The 26,370-nt window shown below is 55.6% G+C and carries 22 protein-coding genes; 4 read left to right on the top strand and 18 right to left on the bottom strand.

The features are described from left to right. The first annotated feature begins 304 nt into the window (after positions 1-304). Positions 305-1,615 carry an MFS family transporter gene (locus tag AC1RKG_RS23370; protein ID WP_020828328.1) on the top strand — a complete coding sequence of 437 codons (1,311 nt, stop codon included), beginning with the start codon at positions 305-307 and terminating at the stop codon, positions 1,613-1,615. A 1-nt stretch (position 1,616) separates the two neighbouring features. Here AC1RKG_RS23370 and AC1RKG_RS23365 read toward each other — a convergent pair whose 3' ends face one another. From AC1RKG_RS23365 to trxC, 5 genes are all read right to left on the bottom strand, one after another. Further along, positions 1,617-1,949, bottom strand: coding sequence for a YfiM family lipoprotein (locus AC1RKG_RS23365; protein ID WP_020828327.1), 333 nt, complete (start codon positions 1,947-1,949; stop codon positions 1,617-1,619). A 239-nt stretch (positions 1,950-2,188) separates the two neighbouring features. After that, the gene (pssA, locus tag AC1RKG_RS23360; protein ID WP_020828326.1) at positions 2,189-3,544 is read right to left on the bottom strand and encodes a CDP-diacylglycerol--serine O-phosphatidyltransferase; all 1,356 of its coding nucleotides are present in this window, start codon (positions 3,542-3,544) and stop codon (positions 2,189-2,191) included. A 153-nt stretch (positions 3,545-3,697) separates the two neighbouring features. Beyond that, on the bottom strand, positions 3,698-6,346 hold the full coding sequence (locus tag AC1RKG_RS23355; RefSeq protein ID WP_122080066.1) for a bifunctional acetate--CoA ligase family protein/GNAT family N-acetyltransferase: 2,649 nt from the start codon (positions 6,344-6,346) through the stop codon (positions 3,698-3,700). 169 nt (positions 6,347-6,515) lie between these two features. Then, a complete protein-coding gene (locus AC1RKG_RS23350) occupies positions 6,516-7,211 on the bottom strand; it encodes a tRNA-uridine aminocarboxypropyltransferase (protein WP_142814526.1) in 696 nt (231 codons plus the stop codon). Between the two features lie 120 nt (positions 7,212-7,331). Next, entirely contained in the window at positions 7,332-7,751 is a 420-nt protein-coding gene (trxC, locus tag AC1RKG_RS23345) for a thioredoxin TrxC (RefSeq protein WP_041414882.1), read from the bottom strand. Between the two features lie 208 nt (positions 7,752-7,959). Here trxC and AC1RKG_RS23340 point away from each other — a divergent pair, with 208 nt between their 5' ends. Further along, positions 7,960-9,060 (top strand): tRNA/rRNA methyltransferase, encoded by a 1,101-nt coding sequence (locus AC1RKG_RS23340; protein ID WP_020828322.1) that lies wholly within the window; start codon positions 7,960-7,962, stop codon positions 9,058-9,060. A 72-nt stretch (positions 9,061-9,132) separates the two neighbouring features. Here the strand turns inward: AC1RKG_RS23340 and emrB are convergent, their stop codons facing one another. The 7 genes from emrB to AC1RKG_RS23305 all read right to left on the bottom strand — a co-directional run bounded on the left by emrB (position 9,133) and on the right by AC1RKG_RS23305 (position 16,454). Continuing rightward, complete coding sequence (emrB, locus tag AC1RKG_RS23335) at positions 9,133-10,668, bottom strand: multidrug efflux MFS transporter permease subunit EmrB (RefSeq protein WP_048761023.1); 1,536 nt, start codon at positions 10,666-10,668, stop codon at positions 9,133-9,135. 17 nt (positions 10,669-10,685) lie between these two features. Next, on the bottom strand, positions 10,686-11,858 hold the full coding sequence (emrA, locus tag AC1RKG_RS23330; RefSeq protein ID WP_046372788.1) for a multidrug efflux MFS transporter periplasmic adaptor subunit EmrA: 1,173 nt from the start codon (positions 11,856-11,858) through the stop codon (positions 10,686-10,688). A gap of 25 nt (positions 11,859-11,883) precedes the next feature. Continuing rightward, positions 11,884-13,335, bottom strand: a complete 1,452-nt coding sequence (locus AC1RKG_RS23325) for an efflux transporter outer membrane subunit (protein ID WP_122080065.1) — start codon at positions 13,333-13,335, stop codon at positions 11,884-11,886. Between the two features lie 24 nt (positions 13,336-13,359). After that, the gene (gene mprA, locus AC1RKG_RS23320; RefSeq protein ID WP_020828318.1) at positions 13,360-13,881 is read right to left on the bottom strand and encodes a transcriptional repressor MprA; all 522 of its coding nucleotides are present in this window, start codon (positions 13,879-13,881) and stop codon (positions 13,360-13,362) included. Between the two features lie 159 nt (positions 13,882-14,040). Continuing rightward, on the bottom strand, positions 14,041-14,394 hold the full coding sequence (ygaH, locus tag AC1RKG_RS23315) for an L-valine transporter subunit YgaH (RefSeq protein WP_020828317.1): 354 nt from the start codon (positions 14,392-14,394) through the stop codon (positions 14,041-14,043). After that, positions 14,384-15,130 carry an AzlC family ABC transporter permease gene (locus AC1RKG_RS23310; protein WP_116691877.1) on the bottom strand — a complete coding sequence of 249 codons (747 nt, stop codon included), beginning with the start codon at positions 15,128-15,130 and terminating at the stop codon, positions 14,384-14,386. The genes ygaH and AC1RKG_RS23310 overlap by 11 nt, the downstream gene beginning before the upstream one ends. Positions 15,131-15,254: 124 nt before the next feature. Further along, on the bottom strand, positions 15,255-16,454 hold the full coding sequence (locus tag AC1RKG_RS23305) for an MFS transporter (RefSeq protein WP_048761032.1): 1,200 nt from the start codon (positions 16,452-16,454) through the stop codon (positions 15,255-15,257). A 101-nt stretch (positions 16,455-16,555) separates the two neighbouring features. Here AC1RKG_RS23305 and AC1RKG_RS23300 point away from each other — a divergent pair, with 101 nt between their 5' ends. Further along, a complete protein-coding gene (locus tag AC1RKG_RS23300) occupies positions 16,556-17,434 on the top strand; it encodes a LysR family transcriptional regulator (protein WP_020828314.1) in 879 nt (292 codons plus the stop codon). 29 nt (positions 17,435-17,463) lie between these two features. On the opposite strand, the gene proX (AC1RKG_RS23295) is transcribed toward AC1RKG_RS23300, so the two are convergent. From proX (AC1RKG_RS23295) to AC1RKG_RS23270, 6 genes are all read right to left on the bottom strand, one after another. Then, positions 17,464-18,465 carry a glycine betaine/L-proline ABC transporter substrate-binding protein ProX gene (gene proX / locus AC1RKG_RS23295; protein ID WP_020828313.1) on the bottom strand — a complete coding sequence of 334 codons (1,002 nt, stop codon included), beginning with the start codon at positions 18,463-18,465 and terminating at the stop codon, positions 17,464-17,466. Between the two features lie 50 nt (positions 18,466-18,515). After that, complete coding sequence (gene proX / locus AC1RKG_RS23290; RefSeq protein WP_046372790.1) at positions 18,516-19,511, bottom strand: glycine betaine/L-proline ABC transporter substrate-binding protein ProX; 996 nt, start codon at positions 19,509-19,511, stop codon at positions 18,516-18,518. Positions 19,512-19,574: 63 nt separating this feature from the next. Beyond that, the gene (gene proW, locus AC1RKG_RS23285; protein WP_116691881.1) at positions 19,575-20,693 is read right to left on the bottom strand and encodes a glycine betaine/L-proline ABC transporter permease ProW; all 1,119 of its coding nucleotides are present in this window, start codon (positions 20,691-20,693) and stop codon (positions 19,575-19,577) included. Further along, positions 20,686-21,888 carry a glycine betaine/L-proline ABC transporter ATP-binding protein ProV gene (gene proV, locus AC1RKG_RS23280; RefSeq protein ID WP_020828310.1) on the bottom strand — a complete coding sequence of 401 codons (1,203 nt, stop codon included), beginning with the start codon at positions 21,886-21,888 and terminating at the stop codon, positions 20,686-20,688. The genes proW and proV overlap by 8 nt, the downstream gene beginning before the upstream one ends. Before the next feature lie 406 nt (positions 21,889-22,294). After that, a complete protein-coding gene (locus AC1RKG_RS23275) occupies positions 22,295-22,981 on the bottom strand; it encodes a response regulator (RefSeq protein ID WP_041415640.1) in 687 nt (228 codons plus the stop codon). A gap of 11 nt (positions 22,982-22,992) precedes the next feature. Then, entirely contained in the window at positions 22,993-24,591 is a 1,599-nt protein-coding gene (locus AC1RKG_RS23270; RefSeq protein WP_020828308.1) for an ATP-binding protein, read from the bottom strand. A 326-nt stretch (positions 24,592-24,917) separates the two neighbouring features. On the opposite strand from AC1RKG_RS23270, the gene AC1RKG_RS23265 reads away from it, so the two are divergent. Beyond that, positions 24,918-26,273 (top strand): 2-hydroxycarboxylate transporter family protein, encoded by a 1,356-nt coding sequence (locus AC1RKG_RS23265; protein WP_493183774.1) that lies wholly within the window; start codon positions 24,918-24,920, stop codon positions 26,271-26,273. Positions 26,274-26,370: the final 97 nt, after the last annotated feature.

Raw genomic sequence — 26,370 nt, 5'->3', positions numbered from 1 at the left:
TCAGAAGTGAAACGCCGTAGCGCCGATGGTAGTGTGGGGTCTCCCCATGCGAGAGTAGGACACTGCCAGGCATCAAATAAGCCAAGAGGCCATCCGCAAGGATGGCCTTTTTGCTATGTCCGCTATATAAATATTTGCTGTTATTTCGCCCAATTTTCACGCCAGTCTTCAATGCGCATCACAAAAATCACGCTATATTCTTCGCCCGCTATTTGTTTTAATTGTTAACTCAATATTAACACTTGAGTTACATTTAAGCGGCAGGACGCCGACTTCACGGTTTATCTGGCTCGGAGAATAGAAAATGACAGAAACAACCTCGGCGATTGAGGATGGAAATACCGTCGATCCGGCAGTGCAGGACAAAAAGAAACGCATTTTCGCTATTGTTGGCGCTTCATCGGGTAACCTGGTGGAGTGGTTTGATTTTTACGTCTATTCCTTCTGTTCTATCTACTTTGCCGCTTCATTTTTCCCCGCCGGTAACAGCACCACCCAATTGCTACAAACTGCCGGCGTGTTCGCCGCCGGTTTCTTCATGCGCCCGATCGGCGGCTGGTTGTTCGGTTATATTGCCGATAAGCATGGTCGCAAAAACTCGATGCTGATCTCTGTTTGCATGATGTGTGCAGGATCGCTGGTGATCGCCTGTTTACCGACCTATGAGTCGATCGGAAGTTGGGCTCCGGTGCTACTGTTGGTTGCGCGTCTGTTCCAGGGCCTGTCGGTCGGCGGTGAGTACGGTACCAGCGCCACCTATATGAGCGAGGTGGCAATAAAAGGGCGACGTGGTTTCTATGCTTCTTTCCAGTATGTCACGCTGATTGGCGGCCAATTGCTGGCGTTGCTGGTTCTGGTGGCTCTGCAGCAGATCCTCTCTGCCGAGGAACTAAAGGCTTGGGGCTGGCGTATTCCCTTTGCGATTGGCGCGGTATTGGCGGTAGTGGCGTTATATCTGCGTCGGTCGCTGAATGAAACCTCCGATGCCAAAACCCGTAACCATAAAGATGCGGGGTCACTGAAGGGGCTGTGGAAAAATCGTAAAGCCTTCCTGATGGTGTTGGGCTTTACCGCCGGTGGTTCGCTGAGTTTTTATACTTTTACGACCTATATGCAAAAGTATCTGGTCAATACTTCCGGGATGGACGCCAAGCTGGCCAGCGGCATTATGACCGCCGCACTCTTTATCTACATGCTGCTGCAGCCCTTGGTCGGGGCATTGTCAGACAAGATCGGTCGCCGCAGTTCAATGCTGATCTTTGCCTCGTTGGCGACCTTGCTGACCGTGCCTATCTTGCTGACGCTGAAAAATGTCAGCAACCCTTATGCGGCCTTCGGTCTGATTGTGCTGGCGTTATTTATCGTCAGTTTTTATACCTCGATCAGCGGGCTGCTGAAGGCTGAAATGTTCCCGCCGGAGGTGCGTGCGTTAGGCGTTGGCCTGTCTTATGCGGTGGCTAATGCGATGTTTGGCGGGTCGGCGGAATATGTTGCACTGTCGCTGAAGTCGTTTGGCTTCGAGAATGCCTTCTTCTGGTATGTTTCCGGCATGTGTCTGCTGGCGCTGATCGTTTCTCTTCGCTTGCACCGCAAAGGGAAAGAGATCCAGCTGTGAATCAGCGGGTTGCGTGGTAAAGGCTATAGCCGGTCGCTGCTCCCGCGACATCCCAGGCAAAATCTTTCCAACTCCAGCCGGTGCCGCCTTCGCGACTGTCATACAGTTCTTTGGCGGCGCCGAGCCCGATTGAAAACATCAGGCCAAAGCTGCGGCTGCGTGCCTCATTCCAGTTTTGATGATCGCCATAAGCCGCACCGGCGGCAGCGAAAGCCGCAGAGGCGACAAAGTGTTGTGCCTTGTCTTTCCCGGTCCAGCTGTCATTTGCCAGGTGGGTACAGCCGCTGGTGAGCAATAAAAAGGGGAGCACGGCCAGGCAGCGGAGTGGGCGCATAATGAAAACATCCTGTTGTCATGACACATAAAAACCCCGGCATAGGCCGGGGTGAGACTGCTGAAAAACATATAATGTTTGTCAGCAGGCGTTAAAGGTTTTGAAAATAAATCAGGAAAATCAATTTATTGATTTTCGGCTGATGACACAAAGGGGGAAAAACCACGCTTTTATTCCCCTTTGTCAACAATCTGACCCCGGCATAGGCCGGGGTCTGCGATAGCTAAATTATAGCGGGATTACAGTATACGGCTAATCAACCGGTCAATACGGATACGGCGCAGACGGCGGATCAGCTTGCGCACTTTGATCGGGTACTGCTGGATGCTTTGCAGTTCCAGGTAGTTCCCCACCACGGTGGTGTGAGTGCGGATGCACTCCAGCTCTTTATGCCGTTGCTCACGCATCTCCTGCTTGGGATCGTGGATCAGAATGGCATTTTCCAGATCCAGCCGCCAGGCGCGCGGATTGAGGTTATTACCGGTAATCAACTGCCATTCGTCATCCACCCACATGCCTTTCAGGTGGTAGCTGTTATCGCCGTCTTTCCACAGGCGAACAATCAACTGGCCGGTATCGACGTAGCGCTGCAAGCGGCTGAGAAAGCGTCGCAGGTTGATTTCGTACAGATAAGGCAGGGCGCCGATAATTTTGAACGGCTGATCTTCCGGAATATAGAAATCATTGGCGGTTTTGTCGCCCACAATAATTTCCACCTGTTTGCCCTGGCGCAGCAGATAGATGATATTGCGCACCAGCAGGGCCGGCAGGTTGAAGTAAGGGGTGCACAGCGTCAGTTTCTGATCGGCACAGGACATCAGATGGTGAATGGTTTTATTCAACACGCTTTGCTTACCCAGCCCAACCAGCGGCGTTACCGCCAGCTCATCGTTGCCCGCCTGGTTGCGAAACTGATAACCGGCTCGGCGCAGACCGAAACGAAATAAGCGAGTTTCGTTTTTGATCTCCGGGCTCTTGGGACGATCGTCACGATCCAAACGTTGCACGGCACCGGCGGTCAGCAGGTGCTGCTTGATGTAATCGATCATGGTATTGGCCAATTCGCCATTGGTGATCAACTGGTAACGATCGTAGCGGTATTTCTCATGCTGATGCAGGTAAACGTCATTGATGCTGGCACCGCTGTAAACCACGGTATCGTCGATCACAAAACCTTTCAGGTGCAACACGCCCAGGGCTTCGCGGGTATTCACCGGCACGCCGTAGATTGGCACGGCAAGCTCTGGGTGCTGGTCTGCCATTGAGCAATACCAATCGGCGTTGGTATTGGCGGCCGCGGCGCCGATGCGCCCACGCTGGGCACGATGCCAGTCGACCAGAATGCAAATCTCCAACGCCGGGCACCGCTGCTTGGCTTGATAAAGCGCGTTGAGAATATCGCGTCCGGCGTCGTCATGCTCCAGATACAGAGCGACCAGATAAATGCGTTGGGTGGCGTTAGCGATCAATTCCAGCAGCGTGGCACGGTAATCAGACGGTGTGTACAAAGTACGTACATCAGCTACCGTCTGGGGGAGTTTGGGCAGTTGTGCAAGGTGTTGTTGATGTTTGCTACGTTTAAATTTTGACAACATCACAGTGCGCTTCTTCTCTCATGATTAGATGGCCGGAACGCCAAATACGGGAAAACAGTAAATCGAATAATCGGGCGATAATACCACTAGTTGTCCCGATTGTGCGTATGTTTTGGCGTTAAGTGGTGGATTCGTAGCGCATTGCGACACAGGTCACTGCGCTTCTTCCGCCTGCAGCGGCAGGGTCAAATTGACAATACCGTCCTCAAGCTGCACATCGATGCCAAAGCCCAGCCGTTGCGCCAGCGCTATCATTCCGCGGTTATTAGGCATGGTGATGCCGGTCAGGCGGGCCAACCCGTGGGCGCGGGCATAGGCAATCATTTTTTCCAACAGTTGACGCCCCAGACCGAGCCCTTTCAGATCTGAACGCACCAGCACGGCAAATTCCGCGTCGGTATTATCCGGGTCGGAGAGGGCACGTGTTACGCCAATGATTTGGTCATCCCGCACCGCGACAAAAGCCATCTCCCGATCGTAGTCGATCTGCGTCATGTTAGCCAAATCGTCATGGGTAAACTCGTTGATCTCACTGAAGTAGCGATAGTAGAGATCTTCCTTGGTCACGCGATCGATAAAGTGTTTCAGCGCGGGTTCATCTTCTGGCAGGATCGGTCGGAACAGGCATTGCGAGCCGTCTTTCAATCCGATGGTTTCTTCCAGCTCATGAGGGTAAGGACGGATCGCCAAGCGTGCCTGCGGATCACCTTCGAACGGAGCAAGCTGCATGGAAACGTCGAGCAGGGTGAATTCGCTGCCAGAGGCCAGAACCGGGTGGATATCCAGACGGGTAATTTCCGGGCAGTCGAGGATCAGATTGGACACCTGCACCAGCAAGCGGCTCAGTCCAGGGATATCCAGCGGTCGTAAAGCGCTGCGGCCGCGAATTTTTCCGCCTTTCACCGCCTGCAATACCAGATAACGCGCCAGCGCCATATTCAGCGGCGGCAGCGCTACGGCGACCTGATTTTCCTGGCGCCATTCGATACCGCCTTCACCCAGCATGATCAGCGGGCCGAAAATGGCATCTTGCTCCACCGCGATACGAAGCTCCTGCGCTCCGGCGCGGTTGGCCATGCTCTGAACCAGCAGGCCGTGAATGCGCGCTTGTGGATAGGTACGTTTAACGCGGTCGAGAATTGCCTCAGCGGCGCGTTGTACCTCGGTAGCGGTGCGCAAATAGAGCATTACACCCTGAACTTCAGACTTGTGCGGAATATCGGGGGAGCGCAGCTTCAGGGCCACCGGATAGCCGATTTGCTCGGCAATATGCACGGCTTCGGCGCTGTCTTCGGCAATCCAGGTAGGCAGCGTCGTCAGGTCATAGGCCTTTAGAATCGACTGTACCTCGTGGGTATCGAGCTGCGTTGCGCCTTCCGCCAGCGCCTGCTGAATCAATCGGTGAGCGTCGGCGGTGTTGGCCGTCAGACCGACCGGAAGCGCCGGGGTTTCTTTAAGCTGTTTCTGATTACGGCGATATTCCACCATATGCATAAACGCGGTTACTGCACCTTCCGGCGTTCGGTAGGTGGGAATACCGGCTTCGGTAAATAACCGGCGGGCTTCTTGCGAAGAGTACTCGCCGCACCAGTTGGTCAGCAAAGTCACGCGTTTGCCACGCGGGTGCTGACGCACGGCCTCGATAATACGTTCGGCGGTCAGGGTGCCTGGGGCTGCCGCGCTAGGTGCGTGGATCAGCAATAAAGCGTCGTAGTCGTGGCTGTCGAGCAGGGTCTTGACCGCCGCCAGATAGCGCTGCGGTGTTGCATCGTCTCGCAGGTCAATCGGGTTGCCGGCGCGTATAAAGTCGGGCAAGGCGTCACCCAACTGCGCCAGGATCTCGTCTCCCAGCGGCGCCAGCTTGCCGTTGCGCCCCAACAGTTCGTCCAGCGCCATTGCCGCCGGTGCCGCACCGTTGCTGACGATCATCAACCGCTCTCCGCGCAACGGATGCATATGGCTCAGCGTTTCCACTGCCGAGAACAGCTCGTGGGTATCCTGTACGCGCAGTAAACCGGCGCGTTGGATTGCGGCATCGTAAGCGGCATCCAGCCCCTGCTGACTGTTTAGCAACAGTTGGGCCTGCTGACTGCGTCCGCTTTTGACCACCAGAATGGGTTTGTTGCGCGAAGCACTGCGCGAGGCAGATAAAAAGCGGCGCGCATCGCTGATGTTTTCCAGATACAGCAGGATGGCGCTGGTTTTACTGTCGCGCGCCAGAAAATCCAGCAGGTCGTCGACGTCGATATCCAGGCTGTCGCCCAGCGCGATAAAATAGGAAAAGCCGACTTCGCGTTGCTGTGCCCAGTCGAGAATGGTATTGGCCACCGCGGCGGACTGGGAAATAAACGCCAGCTTGCCCTTGAGGATCGGTACCGGCGAGAAACTGGCGTTGATGCCTTGCCAGGGGGCCAGCAGGCCCAGGCTGTTCGGCCCCAGCAGGCGCATCGAATAACGCTGCGCGCAGGCTTTCAGCTCGGCGAACTGTTCTGGCGGCGAGGAGAGCACAATGGCCGTTTTGCAGCCGCGTTTGCCCAAATCCTCAATCAAGGCCAGATTGCGATGCGCATGGGTACACAGTATGGCCAGATCGGGGCTGAGCGGCAGGCTGGCGACGTCCGGGTAGGCCATGACTCCGCATACCGCCTTATAACGCGGCGTGACGGGCATGACCGGCCCGTTGAAGCCGCCGGCCAGCAGGTTGCTCATCATCAGGTTGCCGGCGCGGCCAGGCTGCTGTGAAGCGCCGAGAACGGCAATCGATTTAGGACGTAAAAGCGCTTCTAACCCTCGCTGGCTCATGCACGGCTCCTTTATATCCGTTATCCTTCAAAAGACAGGGGTGTTGGCTGCCCTCTCTCACCCTGGTCACTTAGTTAACTAAGCTCCCTGGGATGCGTTCAGTTGCCGCCTACCTGTCTTTCGAATGCTATTGGCTATAGGCAACATTACCGCCTTGATTCTAGGCGTTTTACAACGGCTTTGCTGTGACCGATGCCTCCGGGCGAGTAGGTTTCCCTGCCAGATACTGTTGACGGAAGTAGCGAAAATGCTCAGCCAGGCCGTCGGCCGCGGCGGTATCACCGGCCTGTTGCAACAGCGCTGTCGCCACTTCCGCGGTGCAGTGCTGCTCGGTGCGGCTGGCTTCACGCAGTTGGTAATTTGAGGCGGCGGTAACATTGAGCGAAAACACCGGAAACTGATTGAGGTACGGGCTTTTGCGGAACATCTTGCTCGCCTCGGTCCAGGTGCCGTCGAGCATAATAAACAGCGGCGGTTTGCCACCGACGGGCAGTTCGCTGAATACCGGTCGTTCAGGGGCGGCATAAGATGCGGGAAACACCACGTAAGGCTGACGTTCGGGATCGTTAATCGCCGCCAGCAGGCCAGGGTCAACCTCGGTACGCGACCAAAGAAACGCCTGGGTATCCGGCAGAATATCGGCGATCAATCTGCCGGTATTGCTTGGTTTGAGCGGTTCTGCGCCAAACATGATCAGGCAAAAACGGCTGGCGGCCGGCTGCGGCTGGATAGTGTCACACAGGCAGTTTTTTTGTGGCAGCAGACACCCCTGACAACGCGTAATGCGGTTGCCACGCGCCAGAAAAGGGCGGGTTGATCGTTCCAGGCGAAACTGGCGCAGGCGAAGTACGGCGTTGTCGGTCATAAAGATCCCGGGGAAAAAAACGCCATTGTAACGCAGAAAAAAGCCCGACGGGAGCGTTCGGGCCGGTTTGAAATGCGGCGGTGTCATTGACAATGGGCAACACCGCCTGGACTTTCTGCGTTAAACTAGTTCATTGAGCCAGTTATCAAACGGCGTTTTCGGCATGGCGCCATTGAGCATGTCGACCATTTTTCCGTCGCGGAAGAGCATAATGGTCGGGATGCTGCGGATGCGGAAACGGGCGCTCAGTTCCGGTTCAGCCTCGGTATTCACTTTTACGAAGCGGACTTTACCGGCGCGCTCTTCGGCAACGTCTTCGAAGATCGGCGCAAAGCTGACGCAAGGGCCACACCACGGTGCCCAAAAGTCGACCACCACCGGCAGGCCATCCTGCAGCAGCGCGTCCAGTGTCGCGGCGGTGGCATTGATCACTTCACCGTCAAAAAGCGCATGGCCGCAACGGCCGCATTTTGCGCCGTCAGCCACACGATCTTCAGGTACGCGGTTGGTGGCATTACAAGCGGGACAAACTGTATTCATGATGACCTCGGATACTGGGAAAGCACGACATACCGCATTCGGGTTGCGGAGATGTATCTTTAATGCTGCTTATTATCGTTAAAAGCGCGTCAATGAACAAAGAGGTTTGTTCAATGAATACGATAGTTGTTAGCTTTTAGCGCAAGTAGGTGGCTTAGCACCCCAACATCAGGTAATCTTCGCGCCCTGCGCGTTGGTGGAGAAGAAAATGAACGATTCATTTAGTGGCAAGAACGGTAAAGTTAAAGTGATGTACGTCCGCAGTGACGACGACAGTAACGGCGACGACCGTAACAAGAATAAGCGTCCGGCCGGCAAAGGCCGTCCGGCAGACGGTGCTCGCTCTTCGGGCCGTACCGGTCAGGACAAGCCGCGCGGTAACAACGATCGCCGTGGCTCTGGCTCTGATTCCCGCCGCAGTGAAAGCGATCGTCCTCGCCGTCCAGCGCGTACTGAAGACCGTGGCGGTTATGATTCGCCATGGAAAACCGTGTCTCGTGGTCCGGAAGAAGAGCCGGCGTTCGATCACGGTGGCATCAGCGGCAAAAGCTTTATCGATCCAGAGCAACTGCGTCGCCAGCGTGCGGAAGAAACCCGTGTGTACGGTGAAAACGCCTGTCAGGCGCTGTTTGCCAGCCGTCCGGACGCGATCGTCCGCGCCTGGTTCGTGCAGTCGGTCACGCCGCGTTTTCGTGAAGCGCTGCGCTGGATGGCAGCCAACCGCAAAGCCTACCACGTGGTAGATGAAGAAGAGCTGGCCAAAGCGTCCGGCACCGAGCACCACGGCGGCGTATGCTTCCTGATCAAAAAACGTCAGGGCCTGGATGCGCAAACCTATCTGAAAGAAGCACCGGCGAAAGACTGCGTGCTGGCATTGGAAGAGGTGGGCAACCCGCACAACCTGGGCGCTATCGTCCGTTCTTGCGCACACTTTGGCGTGAATGGCGTTCTGTTGCAGGATCCGGCATTGCTGGAGTCCGGTGCGGCGGTACGTACCGCAGAAGGCGGCGCGGAACACATCAAGGCGATCAGCGCAGATGACTTCCTGTCGGTGCTGGATACTTTCCGCAAGGCCGGTTACGCCATCGTGACCACTTCTAGCCATAAAGGCACCCCATTGGCGCAGGCTAAGCTGCCGGCCAAAATGGTGCTGGTGTTGGGGCAGGAGCGTGATGGCCTGAGCGACAGCGCCTGGCAGCAGGGTGATATGAACGTGTCTATCGGTGGTACCGGCAAGGTAGAAAGCCTGAACGTATCGGTCGCGACCGGCATTTTGCTGGCCGATTGGTGGCGTCAAAACCAGGCTTAATATCCGTCGCCTGGCTGCAACGGTATAAATAAAAAACGGGCGCCTCTGGGCGCCCGTTTTGCTTTATCTGGTTTAGTGAGCGCCGCCGCCCCCACCGCCGGAGCTGAACGGCGGTTTCGCCACCCAGACCAGCACCAGCAGGACCAGGAACACCCCGGCTGACAGCCAGAAGATCTCGTTGGCGGAGATAATCAGCCCCTGCGCGGTGATCTCGTTGGCGATGTAGGCTGAGGCCTGCTGCTTGCTCATGCCAATTTGTTCCAACTGCCGGTACATCTCTTGGGATTGTGGGTTGTAAGGATTCACAAACTCCGTCAGCTGCGAGTGATGCTGCGATTCTCGCTGGGTCCACAAGGTCGTGGTGATCGATGTCCCGATCGATCCCGCCAGTGTTCGAGTAAAGTTCGACAGGCTCGATGCCGCCGCCATGCGCTCGGGCGGTAGACCGGACAGCGTAATGGTGGTCAATGGCATAAAGAAGCAGGCGATGGCGAAGCCCTGAATAAACTGCGGCCAGGCCGAGGCGCCGAAGTCCATTCCCGGTTCAAAGGTATAGGCGCGCCAGTAGAAGCACACCGCATACATAATGAAACTGAAGGTCACCAATCGTCTCATATCGAGCCGGTTGCCGAACTTGCCGATGATCGGCGACAGCAATACCGGTATCAACCCGACGGGTGCCGAAGCCAGCCCTGCCCAGGTGGCGGTATAGCCATAAACCTCCTGCAGCAACTGCGGCAATAGCACAATGGCGCCGAAGTACAGCATGTAGGCCAGGCTGATACACAGGCAGCCGACGGTAAAGTTGCGCGATTTGAACAGTGACAAATCCACCACCGGGTGGTCGTCCGTCAGTTCCCAGACAATCAGGAACAGCAGCGCCACCACCGCCACCACCGTCAGAACGATGATCTCGGTCGAGTTGAACCAGTCGAGCTCCTTGCCCTGATCGAGCATCACCTGCAACGACCCTATACCGACGATCAGCAGCACCAGACCGACGGTATCGATCGGTTTGATCTCGGTTTTGGTTTCCCTGCCTTTCAGCGTCGACATCGCCACCAGGATCACCACGGCACCGATCGGGATGTTGATGAAGAAGATCCAGCCCCAGTGATAGTTGTCACTGATATAACCGCCGAGGATAGGCCCGAAAATGGGCGCAACGATCACCGTCATCGACCATAGTGCCAGGGCCATCGCTCGCTTGGCGGGCGGATAGTTGTTCAGCAACAGACTCTGCGACAGCGGGATCAACGGCCCCGCGACCACACCCTGGATCACGCGGAAGAAGATCAGCATGCCCAGGCTGTTGGAAATGCCGCACAGCCAGGAGGCGAGTACGAACAGCGCGGTGGACCAAAGGAACAACCGCACTTCACCGATGCGCTTTGCCAACCAGCCGGTGATCGGGATGGAAATGGCGTTCGCCACGCCAAACGAAGTGATCACCCAGGTTCCCTGCGAGTTGGAAGACCCGAGGTTACCCGCAATGGTTGGGATCGCCACGTTGGCAATGGTGGAGTCCAGCACCTGCATAAAGGTCGCCAGGGCAAGCGCGACCGTCATCCAGGCGAGCTGAGCACCTTCAAGCGGTTTCTGTGCCAAGGTAGCCTCCCGCGCGCTTAACCGGCATTCGCATGGATCACGTCGGCGATCATTTGGTTAACCGGTGCCAGGTTCAACGCCAGGGCGTCGCTTTGGTACAGCGGTTTGTCGCGCACCACGTCAGACAGCACGCGGCCGTCCAGATTGGTGGTGTCAACTTTAACCAGGGTCGACAGACCGATACGCAGCGGATGATCGGCGATTTGCTTGGCGTCCAGTTCAATACGTACCGGCAGACGCTGAACCACCTTGATCCAGTTACCGGTGGCGTTCTGCGCAGGCAGCAGTGAGAAGGCGCTGCCGGTACCCATATCGATACCGACCACTTTACCGTTGTACACCACGTCATCACCGTAAATGTCACTGACTACGGTAGCCGACTGGCCGATACGCATATTGGCGATTTGGGTTTCTTTGAAGTTGGCATCAACCCAGATGTGATCGGCTGGCACCACTGCCATCAGCGGGGAACCGGCGGCGATTTGCGCGCCAACCTGTACGCTGCGGCGTGAGACATAACCGGTGATCGGGCTGATGATTTTGGTCCGTTGCAATGCCAGCCAGGCGTCACGCATTTGCGCTGCGGCCTGTTGAATGGCCGGCTGCTGCTCCAGCGGGGTATTCAATACCATCGCCTGGTTAGCGTTGTATTGCTGCACCGCCACTTCCAACGCCGCCTTGGCGCTGTCGACTGCATCGCGAGCATGTTGCAGCTCTTCACGGCCGATAGCGTCAACGCTGCCGAGCACGACGCGGCGTTTCAGATCGTTTTCAGCCTTGCTCAGGTCAGACTTGCGCAGGGCAATGTTGGCCTGATACTGCTTGCTGTTGATGATCAGCTGGTGGGTCTGACGCACGCTATTGGCCAGGCCGGTTTTGGCGCGTTCCAGCGCCTGTTCGGCATCGGTCGGATCAAGGGTAATCAACACGTCACCCTGTTTCACATAGTCGGTATTGTCGAAGTTGACGCGGTTAACGCTGCCGTTCACCTGGGCCATGATCTGGACCTGGTTACCGGAAACATAGGCGTCGTCGGTTTCCTGATGATGACGTAACACCAGGAACCAATAGACTAAATATGCCACCCCAATAACGATGAAAATAACCGTCAGCAGCAGCAGCCAAAATTTACGCTGCTTCTTTTTGCCTGCCGGTTGCTGCGGGTTTTGAGTCTCCGCGCTTGCGCTCATGGTGTTCTCCAAGCTCTCTATTTTATTATGCTTTTGAACCCGTAGCGGCCGGGGCCTGATAGCCACCGCCCAGCGCACGGATCAGTCCTATCTTCGCCTGCAGCAAATTGCTGCTGGCATTCAGTTCCGCCTGCTGCTGCTGCAAAAGCTGCGTTTGGCTGGTCAACAACTGGTCGCGCCCGATAATCCCTGCCTGGTATCGAGCGTTAGCGACGCGGTACACCTGTTGCATCGATTCGGACGCAGATGCCGCCTGCAGCTGCTGTTGCGCAGTGCTTTGTTGGACGGTGATGGCATCGGCGGTTTCCTGCACGGCATTCAGGATGGTTTGGTTATAGGACTCCACCGCCTGGTCATACAGCGCGGACTCCTCACCCAGCTTGCTGCGCAGCGCACCGGCGTGGAAGATCGGCAATGAAATTGCCGGCATCACGTTCCAGGCCTGGCTGGCCGCTTCAAACAGATTCGGGCTGGTCCCACTGGTGTTGGTGGTGGTCAGGCCGGCAAAAGCTGAAATGGTCAGGCTGGGGTAAAATTCTTTACGGGCGGCGCTGACGCGTTGGTTATAGGACTCCACCAACTGACGCTGTGCGGCGATATCCGGACGTTTGCCCAACAGATCGGCGGTCAGCTCACCTTTTGGCGCCATTAAATTGCTGGCGGGAAGGGCCACCGGGCGCAGGTGCTGCATGGCGTTCGGGCCCTGGCCTGCAAGCGCAGCCAGTTGGTGTCTGAGCTGTTCAATCTGCGATTGCAATTGCAGGATCTGCTGCTTGGCGCCGTCGGCTTGCGCCTGGGTTTGTTGCGGAACATCAACGCCGGTGATGCCGGCCTTGTATTGCTGTTGGCGCAAGTCCGCCAGGCGTTGGTTGTTGTCCACTTCCTGCTGCAACAGCTTTTCAAGCGCGAAATTGCTCTGCAACTGGTAATAGGCGGAGGCTACCGAACTGGTCAGCGTCAACGCGGCCTGTTCCTGCTCGGCGCGGGCCGCATCGACCTGTGCCTTGGCGGCGTTGACCTGGTTGCGGTATTTGCCCCACCAGTCGAATTCATAGGCCAGGTTCAGCCCCAGCGAGTTGGAGGTTTCGTAGATCGGTTGATGAGGATACCCCAGCCCCAGGTTCACGTTTTGCGGCACTTTCTGGCGATTGCTGCTGGCGTTGAGATCCAGATTCGGCCCGTTGGCGGCACTGGCTTCCCCCATTACGCTTTGTGCTTCGCGTACGCGTGCCGCTGCCTGTCGCAGCGAAGGGGAGCTTTGCAGCGTCTGGGTCATCAGCGCGTCAAGCTGCTGGTCGTTAAGCGCGCGCCACCACTGCGGGCTGACGTTCAACGAGCTGACCTTCGGCTGCGCAAGCTGCAGAGCCTGCGGATCCATCAGGGTGGATTGCGGGGCAATATTATCGGTAGACGCACACCCGGCCAGCAGTAATACGGCGAACAGTGGGGTGAATCTCCAGTTAAATGGGGATCGCATAGTATGTATGTACCTGAACAGAAATTATTGGGATAACTGTTCTGTAACTTCCATCTGGTCCAGGCGCGTCAACAGCTTACGCGTCAGCTTTTCAAGCTGTTGCTGTTCATCATCGTTCAGCGTGGACCACAGGAAATGCAGACACTTGTGCTGCGGTGGCAGCAATTGATTGAGAAACTCTTCTCCCTGCGGCGTCATGTGCAGGTGCAGGCAGCGACGATCGTTGTCGCTTTCACGGCGTTCAATCCAACCGCGTTTCTCAAGTTCGTCGGCAATGCGCGTGGCATTGGTCCGTGACGAGCCCAGGGCAGAGCTTAGCTCAGAAGGCTGAATGCTGTGGCTTTCCTGCGCATCCAGAGTAATCAGCGCCATAAACAATGTTTCGTTAATCCCTTGTGCTTTCAGCATTTTATTGCGGTTTTCCAGCAGCTTGCTTTGCATGTGCATGCACAGGCGGGTCAGCAGGATTTCCTGGTAAGGGAAATCTTTCTGACGCTTGGCGCGGAAATTAAGCATTTGTTCAATGGGAGCAAACGAGCTTTCCATAATTTTGGGCCTCATTAGTTTCGTTCGAGATAGTAACGATAGTGATTAATAATGTAAATGTTCAGCAGGGTGATTAATTTAGCAATTCGTGTCATTTGTCAGCGGATTGTCAATAAACCCACTTTAAGCAAAAGGGTTAATGCGACGTGCTGCCTAAGATTAAAGGTTACCCTGACTGAAAATCATAAATAACTTTAATGTAATGCCAAAGGATGCCGCGCCAATCAGCGTCGACAAAATGATGCTTTTGGTTCGGTAAAAACACAGGCCCAGCGCGGCGAAACCGACCAGAGTGGGCCACAGCTTGTCCGGTTCACGCATCACTACCGGGGTGCTGGAAACCACCAGCAACGCGCAGATTGAGGCGATGCCGATGCTGTCGAGTAACAGTGCGGTTTTACCGCGTTTGATCCCAGGTTGTGCCCGCGCAGGCGCCAAACGCAAGGGTAAGTAGCGGAACAGATAATTAGCACAGCCGACCACCAGGCCGATCACCAGCACATCAGTGTTCATCAATGGACTCCGTTGCCGAGGGTTGGAACAGGGCTGCGATACAACCGGCGCTGATGCCGGCCAAAATGGCCACTGGGATAGAGAACAGCACTACGCCAAGCAGCGCACCGGCCAGAGCGGCGGCGATGGTCAGGCTTTGCGGACGTTTAAATGCCGCCAGCAGGAAGCTGAGGAACAGCGCCGGCAACATAAAGGATAATGAGGCTTCAATCACCGGGAACTGCTCTAGTGGCCCATTGCCGAATACGGCACCCAGCGCGGTGCCTGCGACCCAAGACAGCCAGGAGCAAAGCGAGATGCCGATCATCCAGTTCTCGCTCCAACTGCGGTTATTGCGCATCAATTTAGCGGTGGCGGCGGCGAACACTTCATCAGTCAGGCCAAAGGCCCAGAGCGCAGTTTTGCCGCCCGACATGCGCGAGACGATGCGGTGGCGCAAAGCAGGACCATACAACAGGTGCCGTATATCCATTGCCATCACGGTCAGCGCGGAAACCCACAGTGACATACCGGCGCTTAACAAGGCGGTGATCACGAACTGGCTGGCGCCCGCATAGATGATGCAGGAGAAGAAAATGCTCTCTAGCGGGGAGAACCCCAGCTTAACGGCGCTAAGGCCAAACGCAAAAGCCACCGGCACATAGCCGATAACGATCGGTAAACTGTCGACAATGCCGTGGGTGAAGGTGGAACTGACGGCTGGGGGATTGATACTTTCTGCAGCTTGGCTTTGCATAATGTATTTGAATCGCAGGGTATATAGGGAACCAATAGTTTATCCCCAGAACATTACCAGAGAGTAAGTAATGTTTATACCCTGCGCCGCTAATAAATTTCCGCTATGACTATTCGCTTGCTAATCAGATGGCCGCCGGTCCCTGGGGATCATGACGCTTGCCCAACCACCAGGTGAGCAGGTTAAACAGGCACAAAATGCCCCCTGCTGCAGCGACCCCTGTCCACCCCGCGTGCTGATAGGCTGAGGCAGACAGCAGCGAACCCAGAGCGCCGCCGATAAAATAGCTGGTCATGTAGCCGGCCGTCAGGCGATTGCGCGCTTCCGGCATAATGCGATAAATCACGCTCTGGTTGGTAACGTGTACGGCCTGCACGGCCAGATCGAGGATCAGAATGCCGACGATCAGTGCCCACAGCGATTGTTTAGCGAAAGCGATAGGTATCCACGACAGCAGCAGCAGTACCAGGCCTACCGTAGTGGTTAATCCCGCCTTGCCCTGATCCGCCAAATGCCCGGCACGGGAGGCGGCCAACGCTCCGGCGGCCCCCACCAGCCCGAACAGGCCGATGACCCCTTCGGAATAACCAAAAGGCGGGGCCGCCAACAGGAAAGCCATTGAGGTCCAGAGCACGCTGAAGTTGGCAAAGGACAGCGCACCGAGCACTGCACGGGTTCGCAGCAGCGGTGAACCGCAAAACAGGGTGAAAATAGACTTCAGCAACTGAGGGTAATTCAGTCCGGAGTGCTGTTTGTAACGTGGCAGCGCGCGCCACAAGATCAACGCCATCAGGATCATCAGCACGCTGGCCACCCAGTAAATGGTGCGCCAACCGCCGATTGAAGCCAGTGCACCCGCTACGGTACGTGCCAAGAGAATGCCGAGCAGCAGGCCGCTCATAATGATGCCAACGGTTTTCCCGCGTTTTTCCGGGTGTGCCAACGTAGCGGCCAACGGCACCAAAATTTGCGCCACTACCGAGAACAACCCGGTGAGGGCCGTCCCCAGGATCATCATCGGCAGCGTGGTGGAGCTGGCGGTGATCAGCATGCCTCCGGCGGCCAGCAGCGTCATAAACACGATCAGCCCACGACGTTCAAACATATCGCCGAGCGGCACCAGCAGCAGCAGGCCTACGGCGTAGCCCATTTGGGCGGCGGTGACGATAAAACCGGCCTGATTGACCGATAGCCCAAAGTTTTGAGCGATGGTTTCCAGCAGTGGCTGCGCGTAGTAGTTACTGGCGACGGCCAAACCGGTGGCGATGGCGATCAGCACAATCAGTGCCGGGCTGAGGCCTGGAGGTGAATTTTGTTGGCTCATTGGTTTCAATCACAAGAAAAAGTGGTGCAAGTATCGGGCAGGACAGCGGGTTAAACCAATGTATAATTTTCATCTGATTAATCTCATTTAGAGATAAATGAATGAACCTGAAACAGATCCGTTTTGCGCTGGCGGTTGCCGAAGAGCAGAGTTTTACCCGGGCGGCGCAGCGCTGTCATACGGTGCAATCGGCGCTCAGCCACCAGATCGCCAAATTGGAAGAGGAGCTGGGCTGTGCATTGTTTGAGCGTACTTCGCGCCGGGTCAGGTTGACCACCGCCGGGCAGGCATTTATTCAACCGGCGCAGCGACTGCTGGCGGCAAAACAGATGCTGGTGGAAGAGGTTGTCGCCGCCAGCGGCACGGTTTCCGGTACCCTGACCATCGGCACAATTTCCACCATAAACGCGATTGATCTGACCGAAAAATTGGGTAACTTTCACCGCCATTATCCCGCAGTGAATATCCGGCTGTACGTGGGCATGAGTGAAGAGTTGTTGGAAGACGTTCGTCAGCAAAAGACCGATGTGGCGTTTGTCGGCCTCTGGCCGGGGGATATCGATATGCTGCCGGTGTCCCATCGGCAACTGACCGACGAGCCACTGGTGGCGTTGGTGTCACCACAACACCCGTTAGCCAGTCGGGAACGCGTGAATTTGCAAACCTTGTCGGAAGTGCCGCTGGTGGACTTTTACAGCGGGACCGGTGCCCGGCGCCAGACTGACCGCGCGTTTCAGGCTGCAGGCATCAAGCGTCACGTCAGTTTTGAGATTGACCATATCGAATGGCTGGAGAATTTGGTACGCCGTGGGTTGGCGACGGGCATTGTGCCGATTTCGACGGCGCAGCGCTTGAGCACGCTGGTGTCGATTCCGATAGAAGATGGTCCACGGCGTCAGGTGTACTGCGTTTGGCCGCAGCCGCTGCCACGGACCGCCGAGCGTTTTTTACAGTTTAGCGGGATTGAAATCAGCGAATAGGGCGCGACAGGTTGCCGCGCCCAGGGTGATTATTTCTTCGCGGCTTCCGCGGCGGTTTTCACCCAGCCGTCGAAGGTGGCCTGATGCGCCTTGATCCAGCCATTTACATGGTTTTGGATATCGGCTTCGGAGGCCTGGCCTTCATGCATCCGCAGGTTCTGCGCATTCACGTCGGCAATCGGCAGCTTCATGATGGCAAACAGCTTGGCGGCCGCCGGGTTGGCTTCGGCCCACTGCTTGTTGGCGGCGATGCGCATGGTGTTGACCGGGAAACCATAGTTGGCGCCGTTAGGCAGCTTGGTATCGAGGTTTTTCTGCTCGCCCGGCATGGCGGAGAACGGCACCTGCAACCAAACAACGTCGCGGCCCGGCACCAGCACGTCACTCACCCAGTACGGCGTCCAGGTGTAGTACAGCACCGGCTTACCTTCTTTGTAGCGAGTAATGGTATCGGCAATCATCGCCGCGTAGTTGCCCTGATTGTGCTCGACGGTTTTCTCCAGGCCGTAGGCTTTGATGTGATGGTTAATGGCCGCCTCGCAGCCCCAGCCTGGCGTACAGCCGGTCAGGTCGGCCTTGCCGTCGCCATTGGTATCGAACAGCTTGGCAATATTGGGATCTTTCAACTGTTCAACGTTGGTGATGTGGTATTTATCGGCGGTTTTCTTGTCGATCAGATACCCCTGCGCCGCCCCGTTGACGTAAACCCCTTCACGGTAAAATTTGGCGTCACCGCCTGCGGCCTTGTATTGATCGGCGTGCAGCGGATCCCAGTTTACCGCCAGGAAGGTCGCGTCGCCGGAGGCGATGGAAGTGTAGGCGACGTTGTAGTCCACTTCGCGGGTGTCTTTAACGTCATAGCCCAGCTTTTCCAGCGCCTTGCTGACCAGCAGCGTCTGGAAGGTCTCTTCTGAAATGGTGCTTTGCACCGGCTGAACGGTGACACCTTTACCGGGCAAGTCGGCGGCGGAAACCGCCTGTGAGCTAATCAGTGTGGTAAGGGCAACCGCCCAGATTCCTGTAGTGCGCATAGTGAAATACCTTTTTATGTTATGAAGCCGGAATTTCCGGCACCCTGGGATTATTTCGCTGCTGCCGCAGCCGTAGTGATCCAGCCGTCAAAAGTGACCTGATGCGCTTTGATCCAGCCGTCTACGTGACGTTGTATGTCGGCGGCGCTGTTCTCGCCTTTGTGCATGCGCAGGTTCTGCGCGTTCACGTCCGCCAGCGGCAGTTTCATGATGGCGAACAGTTTGGCGGCGGCCGGGTTAGCCTCGGCCCATTGCTTGTTGGCGACGATATGTTCGTTGTTGACGGAAAAGCCGTAATTTTTGCCGTTCGGCAAGGCGGTATCGTTATCTTTCAACGAACCTGGGCTGGCGGAGAACGGTACGGTTAACCAAACCACATCACGACCCGGTGCCAGCTCATCGCTCACCCAGTACGGCGTCCAGGTGAAATACAGCACCGGTTTACCCTGTTTGTAGCGAGTCAGGGTGTCGGCGATGATGGCGGAGTAATTGCCCTGGTTTTGAGTCACTGTGTTGCTCAGGCCATAGGCTTTGATATGGGTGTTAATGACGTTGCCGCACACCCAGCCAGGTTCGCAGCCGGCCAGATCGGCCTTGCCGTCGCCGTCGGCATCGAACAACTTCGCCAGCTTGGGATCTTTTAACTGGGAGATATCGCTGATGTGGTATTGATCGGCGGTTTTCTTGTCGATCAAATAACCCTGGGCCGCATTGGTGATATAGGCACCCTGGCGATAGAACTTCTTGTCGCCGCCGGCGCTTTGGTACATGTCGGTTTGCAGCGGATCCCAGTTCACCGCCATGTAGGTGGCGTCGCCGGAAGCGATAGAGGTGTAGGCGATATTGTATTCCACCTCGTCGGTAGGCTGGACGTCATAGCCCAGCTTGACCAGGGCGCGGTTGACCAATTCGGTCTGGAAGCTTTCTTCGGCGAGGGTGCTTTGCAACGGTTTTACCGTGACGCCTTTGCCGGGTAATTCGACGGCGAACGCCTGTGTGCTTAGCAATGAAGTCAGGGCCAGAGCCCAAATTCCTGTCGAGCGCATAGTGGTTCCTTCGTTTTTATAAATGCTGTCGGTGCCCCCGACGTTTGGCCGGGGGCAGGGCGATTAAGGCTTTTTGATGAAGGGCCGGGTGACTAACCCGATCGGGCCGTGAGCATACCAACGGCCGATGCCTTTGCTGCGGCGATCGCGCCCCAGCGATTGGGTGAGGCGGTCGAGAATAATCGCCAGGATCACGATACCGACCCCGCCAACGGCGGCCAGCCCCATATCCAGACGACCGATACCGCGCAATACCATCTGGCCCAGGCCGCCAACGGCGATCATCGAGGCGATAACCACCATCGACAGCGCCAACATCAGCGTTTGGTTTACGCCGGCCATAATGGTTGGCATTGCCAGTGGCAGTTGCACTTTAAACAGCAGTTGGCGCGGGCTGGCACCAAAGGATTCGGCGGCTTCGATCAGATCCTCAGGCACTTGGTTAATGCCCAGAATGGTCAGTCGCACGATCGGCGGCAGCGCAAAGATAATGGTCACCACCACCCCCGGCACGTTACCGATACCGAACAGCATGACGATCGGCACCAGATAGACGAAGGCCGGCGTGGTCTGCATGGCGTCGAGCAGTGGCCGGATCACCTTGCCGGCATGTTTGCTGCGCGCCAGCCAAATGCCGAGCGGCAGACCGATGACGATACAGAAGAACAGGGCGGTCAGGACCAGCGCCAGGGTCACCATGGCTTGCGACCAGGCGCCAATCGCACCAATGGCAATCAGCGACACCAGCGTCGCAGCCCCCATACCAAGGCTGGAGAGCTGCCAGGCAATCAGCGAGAACAGCAGAATGGCGATCGGGGCAGGCATGCCGAGCAGCAGCTGCTGAAAGCCGCTGAGAATAAAATCGACCGGTACGCGAATGCCCTGAAACAGCGGGCGAAAGTGCAGCACCAGCCAGTCGATGCCGTGGGTCACCCAGGAGTCAAACGGCACCCAGGTTTTGTGGAACGGATCCAGCAGGCTGAAATGTTCCTGTTGGACCGGTGCGCTGTTAAGCCAGTCGGCACCCTGAGCGGCCTGATTGGCGGCGTCATGGGTTTCTGGTGGCGGTGTGCTAGACCAGGCATCGCCGGCGGGCGCTGACGAGGTTGCGGCGTCAGTCGCCGGTGCGGCGCTGGGGTCGGCAGGCGCAGTCGCCCATGGATCCTGTGTAGTGTCACTCATTCGCTGGGCCCTCTTTATCTAAGGCCTGCAACAGCATGGCCTTGGAAATAATTCCGATATAGTTATTTTCTTCGCAGACCACGGGGACCGCACAGGGCGCCAGGGCAACCAATGAAATCAGTTCGCTCAGCGGCATGTCGGCCGGGACCGGGGCAGGGGCTTCCAGCAGGGCGTCATCCAACGTCTGGTTGGCCGCCAGCGCCTGCTTGAGTGAATCTACCGACACCACGCCGATAAATTTCTTCCCGCGTTCAATAACATAACCATAATCGCGGTCTTCATCGCGCAGCAGCTGTAGTGCTGAACGCGGACCAAAACCGGGGGTTTTGCGAATAAGGGCGACAGGACGACGCTGGGCGATATCCTTGGCGCTGAAAACGTGGCTGATATCGACGCCACGGAAGAAGGTGCGGACATAATCGTTGGCCGGATTATTTAATATTTCCTCCGGCGTACCGACCTGAATAACCTCTCCGCCTTGCATAATGGCAATACGATCGCCAATACGCATTGCCTCATCCAAATCATGGGAAATAAAGACGATGGTGCGCTGATGCTGGGCCTGTAATTTGACCAGCTCATCTTGCATCTCGGTACGGATTAATGGATCCAGCGCCGAGAAGGCTTCATCCATCAATAATATGTCCGGATTATTCGCCATGGCACGGGCTAATCCCACGCGCTGACGCATCCCGCCGGAAAGTTCATCGGGATAAGAATAGGCATAATTCTCCAGCCCGACCTGACGTAATGCTTCCAGGGCTTTTTCCTGGCGCTCCTGCGGTGGAATGCCGGCCAATTCCATACCGAACGCGGTGTTATTCAATACATTCATATGCGGCATTAAAGCGAATGATTGAAACACCATGCTGATCTTATTACGGCGTACGGCGCGCAGTGCGCTGTCGGATATTTTAGATATATCCTCGCCATCAATCAGCACCTGACCGCGGGTGGGTTCTATCAGACGATTGAGAAGGCGTACCAGGGTGGATTTTCCGGATCCGGAAAGCCCCATGATGACAAATATCTCGCCTTCTTCAATGGCCAGAGAGGCGTCTTTTACGCCCAGTGATAATCCGGTTTTTTCAAGCAATTGGTCTTTTGTCAGGCCTTTTTCAATCAGTTTGAAAGCGCGATCCGGATGTTCGCCAAATATCTTATACAGGTTCTTTACTTCGAGTTTAATTGCCATGCAATTTGCTGTTTCCTCTGATGAATTATCAAACGATAAAAATTTCCCAATAGAAAATAATAGTCCCCTATACCCTAACACAGTGAATATCTGAGACAACCCTCAATGTCCGATGAATGGGATATTGACGATTTACATCAAGTTTTCGATTGGTTATGGTAATGAGGTGAGTGCTCAATTATCAGTGACTGATATTTCCGATAAACGGTTGGTTTTAAGTAAGAATAATCCGCTCTGATTATTGCTGTTATTTGCCTGCCAAAGCCTGTTTTCGGACAATAAAAAACCCGACCAGAGGCCGGGTAAAAGTCATCAGTATTTCATCAATTTTCAACGACAGGTGCCGATATCGAGGGGATATCGCCGAAGTTATATTACCCCTTAAATATGACAGCCAGATGGCAGCTTATGCCTTGCGATACAGACGCCGCGGATGACCAATATTGCCGTACATCATTTCAACGCGCACAAACTGGGTGGCGACGCAGTATTCCAGATAACGTCGGGCCGTGGTTTTGCTGATCCCGACCTGTTCGACCACGTCTTCTACCGCATGCGCCGCTTCCGGTTGCTTGATAAACAGCGCCTGCACCAGCTCCAGCGTGTTGGTTTCTATGCCTTTGGCGCTGGGTTCGCTGGAGAACTGCTTGGATTGCAGGTTATACAGCGCGTCGACGTTGCTTTGGTCGATTACCTTGAAGGTGCGCTGGGTTTGCACAAACTGCATAAAGCGCTCCAGTGAGTTGCGCAGCCGCTTGTAGGAGACCGGTTTAATGATGTAATCGAAGGCGCCATTGCGGATCGCCTGGCTGCAGGTATTCATGTCGCTGGCGGCGGTAATAAAAATCACTGAACAGCCGGGGTTTTTCACCGCCGCTTCTTCCATCAGTTCAATGCCCTGGCCGTCAGGCAAAAAATTGTCCAGCAGGATCAGCCGTGGCTGGTGGGCATTGACTTTGACTCTGGCCTCGGCCAGCGTGGCGGCATAAGCCACCACCCGCAGAGCAAAGTTCTGCTCAATAAATTCCGCGTGCAGCGTCGCCAGCTGTGGCTCATCTTCCACGATCAAAACGTCCAGTGCTTCTGGTTGCATCATTCGGGTGCTCAAGATTGTTTAGGGATAAACAAAGAAAAAATAGCGCCGTGCGGATCGTTGTCCGACACTTCTATGCTGCCGTGCGCCTGCGCCACGTGGCTGGCAACCAGGTGCAGGCCGATGCCGTGGTCACCCTTGTCATCTTTGGTGGTGACGCCCTGTTCGAACAGCGTATCGCGCACCTCAGGGGCAATACCGGTGCCGCGATCGGCCACTTCAATCACCAGTTCATTGCTGCTGTCGCTGATATAAAGTTCTACCGCCTCATAGGGCGCACCGTAATGCAGCGTAGCGTCTACCGCATTATCCAGCAAATTGCCGATGATCGACATCAATTCGGTTTCATTCAATGCCGCAGGGATCTGCCGCAGCTGGCAGGCCGGGTCGAAGCGAAGCTCCACGCCTTTTTCCTTCGCGCTGGAGTATTTGCCCAGCAGCAGGCCGCATAATGCCGCCGAACTGAAACGCTGTGAGATAAAGTCGAGGATCTCCTGCGCACCTTCAGATTGCGCCTCCACATAACGGATGGCCTCGTCGTAGCGTTGCATATGCAGCAGGCCGGCGAGGGTGGCGGTCCAGTTCAGCTGTTCGTGGCGCATGATGCGCAGGTTGTCAGCATAGCGCTTCACCTGGCTAAGCTGGCTGCTCAGGGTGTTGATGTCGTTTTTGTCGCGGAAGCTGATCACCCAGCCCTGCAGCTCTTCTTCCTGCATGATGCGTACCCGGCTGGCGATAACCCGGACATGGTTGAAGCGACAGACCTCGTCATGGGTGTCATGCCCTAACTGTGAGGCGCCGAAGAAATCCGGCTGGGATTGGATCACCTCACCGATTTCTCTGCCCATCAGGGCGGCGGCGGGCTGACGCAAATCCAGCAGTTCGCGGGCCGCGTGGTTAATGGTGATGATCCGCAACTGAGGATCGACGGCAATCACCCCTTCATAGATTGCTTCCAGCAACGCTTTCTGTTGGCGTACCAACAGGGCAATTTCTTTCGGTTCCAGCCAGAACATTTGGCGTTTTAAATTCTTCGATAACAGCCACGAAAATACGAACAGCGCGATTAATAAAAGCACTATCGACCCAAGAATTTGCGTCAGAGTTCTGGAATTTAAATTGTCGATATGTGATTTGAGATAACCCACCGAAACAATGCCGATGACGTTATTATTTTCGTCCAAAATGGGCGCTTTACTGCGCAATGAAATGCCGATGCCGCCTTTGCGAATGGAAATAATGCTTTTGCCTTCGAGAACCTCTTTATTATCGCCGCCGACCATCGGCGTGCCGATACGGTTGGCATATTCAGAGTGATAAAGATGCCGGGTTTGCTTATCGCCGATAACGATATAGCTGGCATCGCTGCTGGCGCGAATTTTCTTCATTAGCGCTGCAATTTTAACCGGGTCTTTTTTTTCCACTGCGGTGATCAGGGAAGGGATCAGGGCAATCTCTCGGGCCTGCACCTGCGCTCGCGCGCCGAGGTCGCGGTGCAGTTGCGCATCGAGCTGGTAGTAGGTGTAAGCACCAATAAACGTCAACAGCAGGCAGGAGAAGGCAACCAGGCACAGGAATAGCTTGATTTGAAATGAGAGTTTTATACGCATGACCGGGGTTCGCCCTGATAAATCCTGAAGGCTTACCCTATCATGAGTGGCCGTTAATGTAATATTGCGCCGGATCAACTTGTGATCGCAGCCACGGGATTATTCTTGTCGAGGTGGTTAATGCAGCAGCTGCAATAAAACTGATAATTCTTAAAGTAAAAATAACGTTAACACCATTAAAACCACGGCAGATTTTACATAATCCTAATTAACACCATAGAAACCATAACCACCATTAAAAACCCTTTTTAACTTTGAACAAAATCACAGCAGATAATCCGTGCGTTTCTCTATGATGGCTGAACAAACTAATAAGAGGCCAGATTATGAGCACAACAGATGATTCTTTCCTCGCCGCCAAAGACAAAACCGCTGAAATACCGCTGCGGGAAAAATGGTGGCATATACTGGACAATTACAAAGTAGGAATTATTCCGTTGCCGTTCTTTGTTCTGGCCGGCGTACTTATTTTATTGGATTGCCTGGAAGGGAAATTACCGAGCGATATCGTGGTCATGGTTGCCACATTGGCGTTCTTTGGTTTTGCCTGCGGCGAGTTTGGCAAACGCCTGCCGCTGATCGGCAAAATGGGGGCCGCGGCGATCTGCGCCACCTTTATTCCTTCTGCGTTGGTGCATTACGGCTTGCTGCCGGACGTGGTGGTGGAATCGACCACCAAATTCTATAAATCGACCAATATTCTGTATCTCTACATCTGCTGCATTATCGTTGGCAGCATTATGAGCATGAACCGTCAGGTGCTGATCCAGGGCTTTCTGCGCATTTTCGCGCCGATGCTGTGCGGTGAGATTGCCGGCATGCTGGTAGGAATGGCGGTGGGCATGGCGTTGGGGCTGGAGCCGTTCCAAATCTTCTTCTTCCTGATTTTGCCGATCATGGCCGGTGGCGTCGGTGAAGGCGCGATCCCGCTGTCGATGGGGTATGCGGCGATTCTGCATATGGAGCAGGGGGTAGCCTTGGGGCGCATTCTGCCTATCGTCATGCTTGGCAGCCTGACCGCCATTGTTCTGGCCGGCTTGCTTAACCAACTGGGTAAACGTTACCCGCACCTGACCGGCGAAGGCAGCCTGATGCCGAGCAAGCAGGGCGAAAGCGAGATGAGCGCGGTGGAAAAAATCAGCGGTAAGGTGGATGTCAGCACCATCGCCTGCGGTGCGCTGCTGGCCATCCTGCTATACATGGTAGGGATGTTGCTGCACCGCATGATTGGCCTGCCGGCACCGGTTGGCATGCTGTTCGCCGCGGTGGCGGTGAAGCTGGCACATGGCGTGTCCCCACGCATTCAGGAAGGTTCGCAGGTGGTCTATAAATTCTTCCGTACTGCGGTCACCTACCCGATTCTGTTCGCCGTCGGCGTAGCGATCACTCCGTGGCAGGAACTGGTTAACGCCTTCACCTTCCAAAATCTGGTGGTGATCGTCAGCACCGTGTCTGCACTGGTGGCGACTGGCTTCTTCGTCGGCAAGAAAATTGGCATGCACCCGATCGATGTGGCGATTGTCTCCTGCTGCCAGAGTGGGCAGGGTGGCACTGGCGATGTTGCCATCCTCACCGCCGGCAACCGTATGTCGCTGATGCCTTTTGCGCAGATAGCTACCCGTATCGGCGGCGCGATCAATGTCTCGCTCTCTTTGCTGGTACTGGCCAAATTCTTCGTATAACTCAAAAAAATCCTTAGTGTTTCTTTGCCTTTCCCCGCCCCCGCGGGGATTTTTTTATTCATTTTTTGCCTCCGGCAGGCGTCATTTCCGCTTTGGG

It is taken from the genome of Serratia sp. GW822-FHT06D09 (assembly GCF_058799515.1).
This window is presented reverse-complemented; position numbering and strand designations above follow the sequence as displayed.

Bases quoted from the DNA above. Each gene is read 5' to 3' on its own strand.
- AC1RKG_RS23370 (WP_020828328.1), top strand. From the start codon at position 305: ATGACAGAAACAACCTCGGCGATTGAGGATGGAAATACCGTCGATCCG.
- AC1RKG_RS23365 (WP_020828327.1), bottom strand. From the start codon at position 1,949: ATGCGCCCACTCCGCTGCCTGGCCGTGCTCCCCTTTTTATTGCTCACC.
- pssA (WP_020828326.1), bottom strand. From the start codon at position 3,544: ATGTTGTCAAAATTTAAACGTAGCAAACATCAACAACACCTTGCACAA.
- AC1RKG_RS23355 (WP_122080066.1), bottom strand. From the start codon at position 6,346: ATGAGCCAGCGAGGGTTAGAAGCGCTTTTACGTCCTAAATCGATTGCC.
- AC1RKG_RS23350 (WP_142814526.1), bottom strand. From the start codon at position 7,211: ATGACCGACAACGCCGTACTTCGCCTGCGCCAGTTTCGCCTGGAACGA.
- trxC (WP_041414882.1), bottom strand. From the start codon at position 7,751: ATGAATACAGTTTGTCCCGCTTGTAATGCCACCAACCGCGTACCTGAA.
- AC1RKG_RS23340 (WP_020828322.1), top strand. From the start codon at position 7,960: ATGAACGATTCATTTAGTGGCAAGAACGGTAAAGTTAAAGTGATGTAC.
- emrA (WP_046372788.1), bottom strand. From the start codon at position 11,858: ATGAGCGCAAGCGCGGAGACTCAAAACCCGCAGCAACCGGCAGGCAAA.
- AC1RKG_RS23325 (WP_122080065.1), bottom strand. From the start codon at position 13,335: ATGCGATCCCCATTTAACTGGAGATTCACCCCACTGTTCGCCGTATTA.
- mprA (WP_020828318.1), bottom strand. From the start codon at position 13,881: ATGGAAAGCTCGTTTGCTCCCATTGAACAAATGCTTAATTTCCGCGCC.
- ygaH (WP_020828317.1), bottom strand. From the start codon at position 14,394: ATGAACACTGATGTGCTGGTGATCGGCCTGGTGGTCGGCTGTGCTAAT.
- AC1RKG_RS23310 (WP_116691877.1), bottom strand. From the start codon at position 15,130: ATGCAAAGCCAAGCTGCAGAAAGTATCAATCCCCCAGCCGTCAGTTCC.
- AC1RKG_RS23305 (WP_048761032.1), bottom strand. From the start codon at position 16,454: ATGAGCCAACAAAATTCACCTCCAGGCCTCAGCCCGGCACTGATTGTG.
- AC1RKG_RS23300 (WP_020828314.1), top strand. From the start codon at position 16,556: ATGAACCTGAAACAGATCCGTTTTGCGCTGGCGGTTGCCGAAGAGCAG.
- proX (WP_020828313.1), bottom strand. From the start codon at position 18,465: ATGCGCACTACAGGAATCTGGGCGGTTGCCCTTACCACACTGATTAGC.
- proX (WP_046372790.1), bottom strand. From the start codon at position 19,511: ATGCGCTCGACAGGAATTTGGGCTCTGGCCCTGACTTCATTGCTAAGC.
- proW (WP_116691881.1), bottom strand. From the start codon at position 20,693: ATGAGTGACACTACACAGGATCCATGGGCGACTGCGCCTGCCGACCCC.
- proV (WP_020828310.1), bottom strand. From the start codon at position 21,888: ATGGCAATTAAACTCGAAGTAAAGAACCTGTATAAGATATTTGGCGAA.
- AC1RKG_RS23275 (WP_041415640.1), bottom strand. From the start codon at position 22,981: ATGCAACCAGAAGCACTGGACGTTTTGATCGTGGAAGATGAGCCACAG.
- AC1RKG_RS23270 (WP_020828308.1), bottom strand. From the start codon at position 24,591: ATGCGTATAAAACTCTCATTTCAAATCAAGCTATTCCTGTGCCTGGTT.
- AC1RKG_RS23265 (WP_493183774.1), top strand. From the start codon at position 24,918: ATGAGCACAACAGATGATTCTTTCCTCGCCGCCAAAGACAAAACCGCT.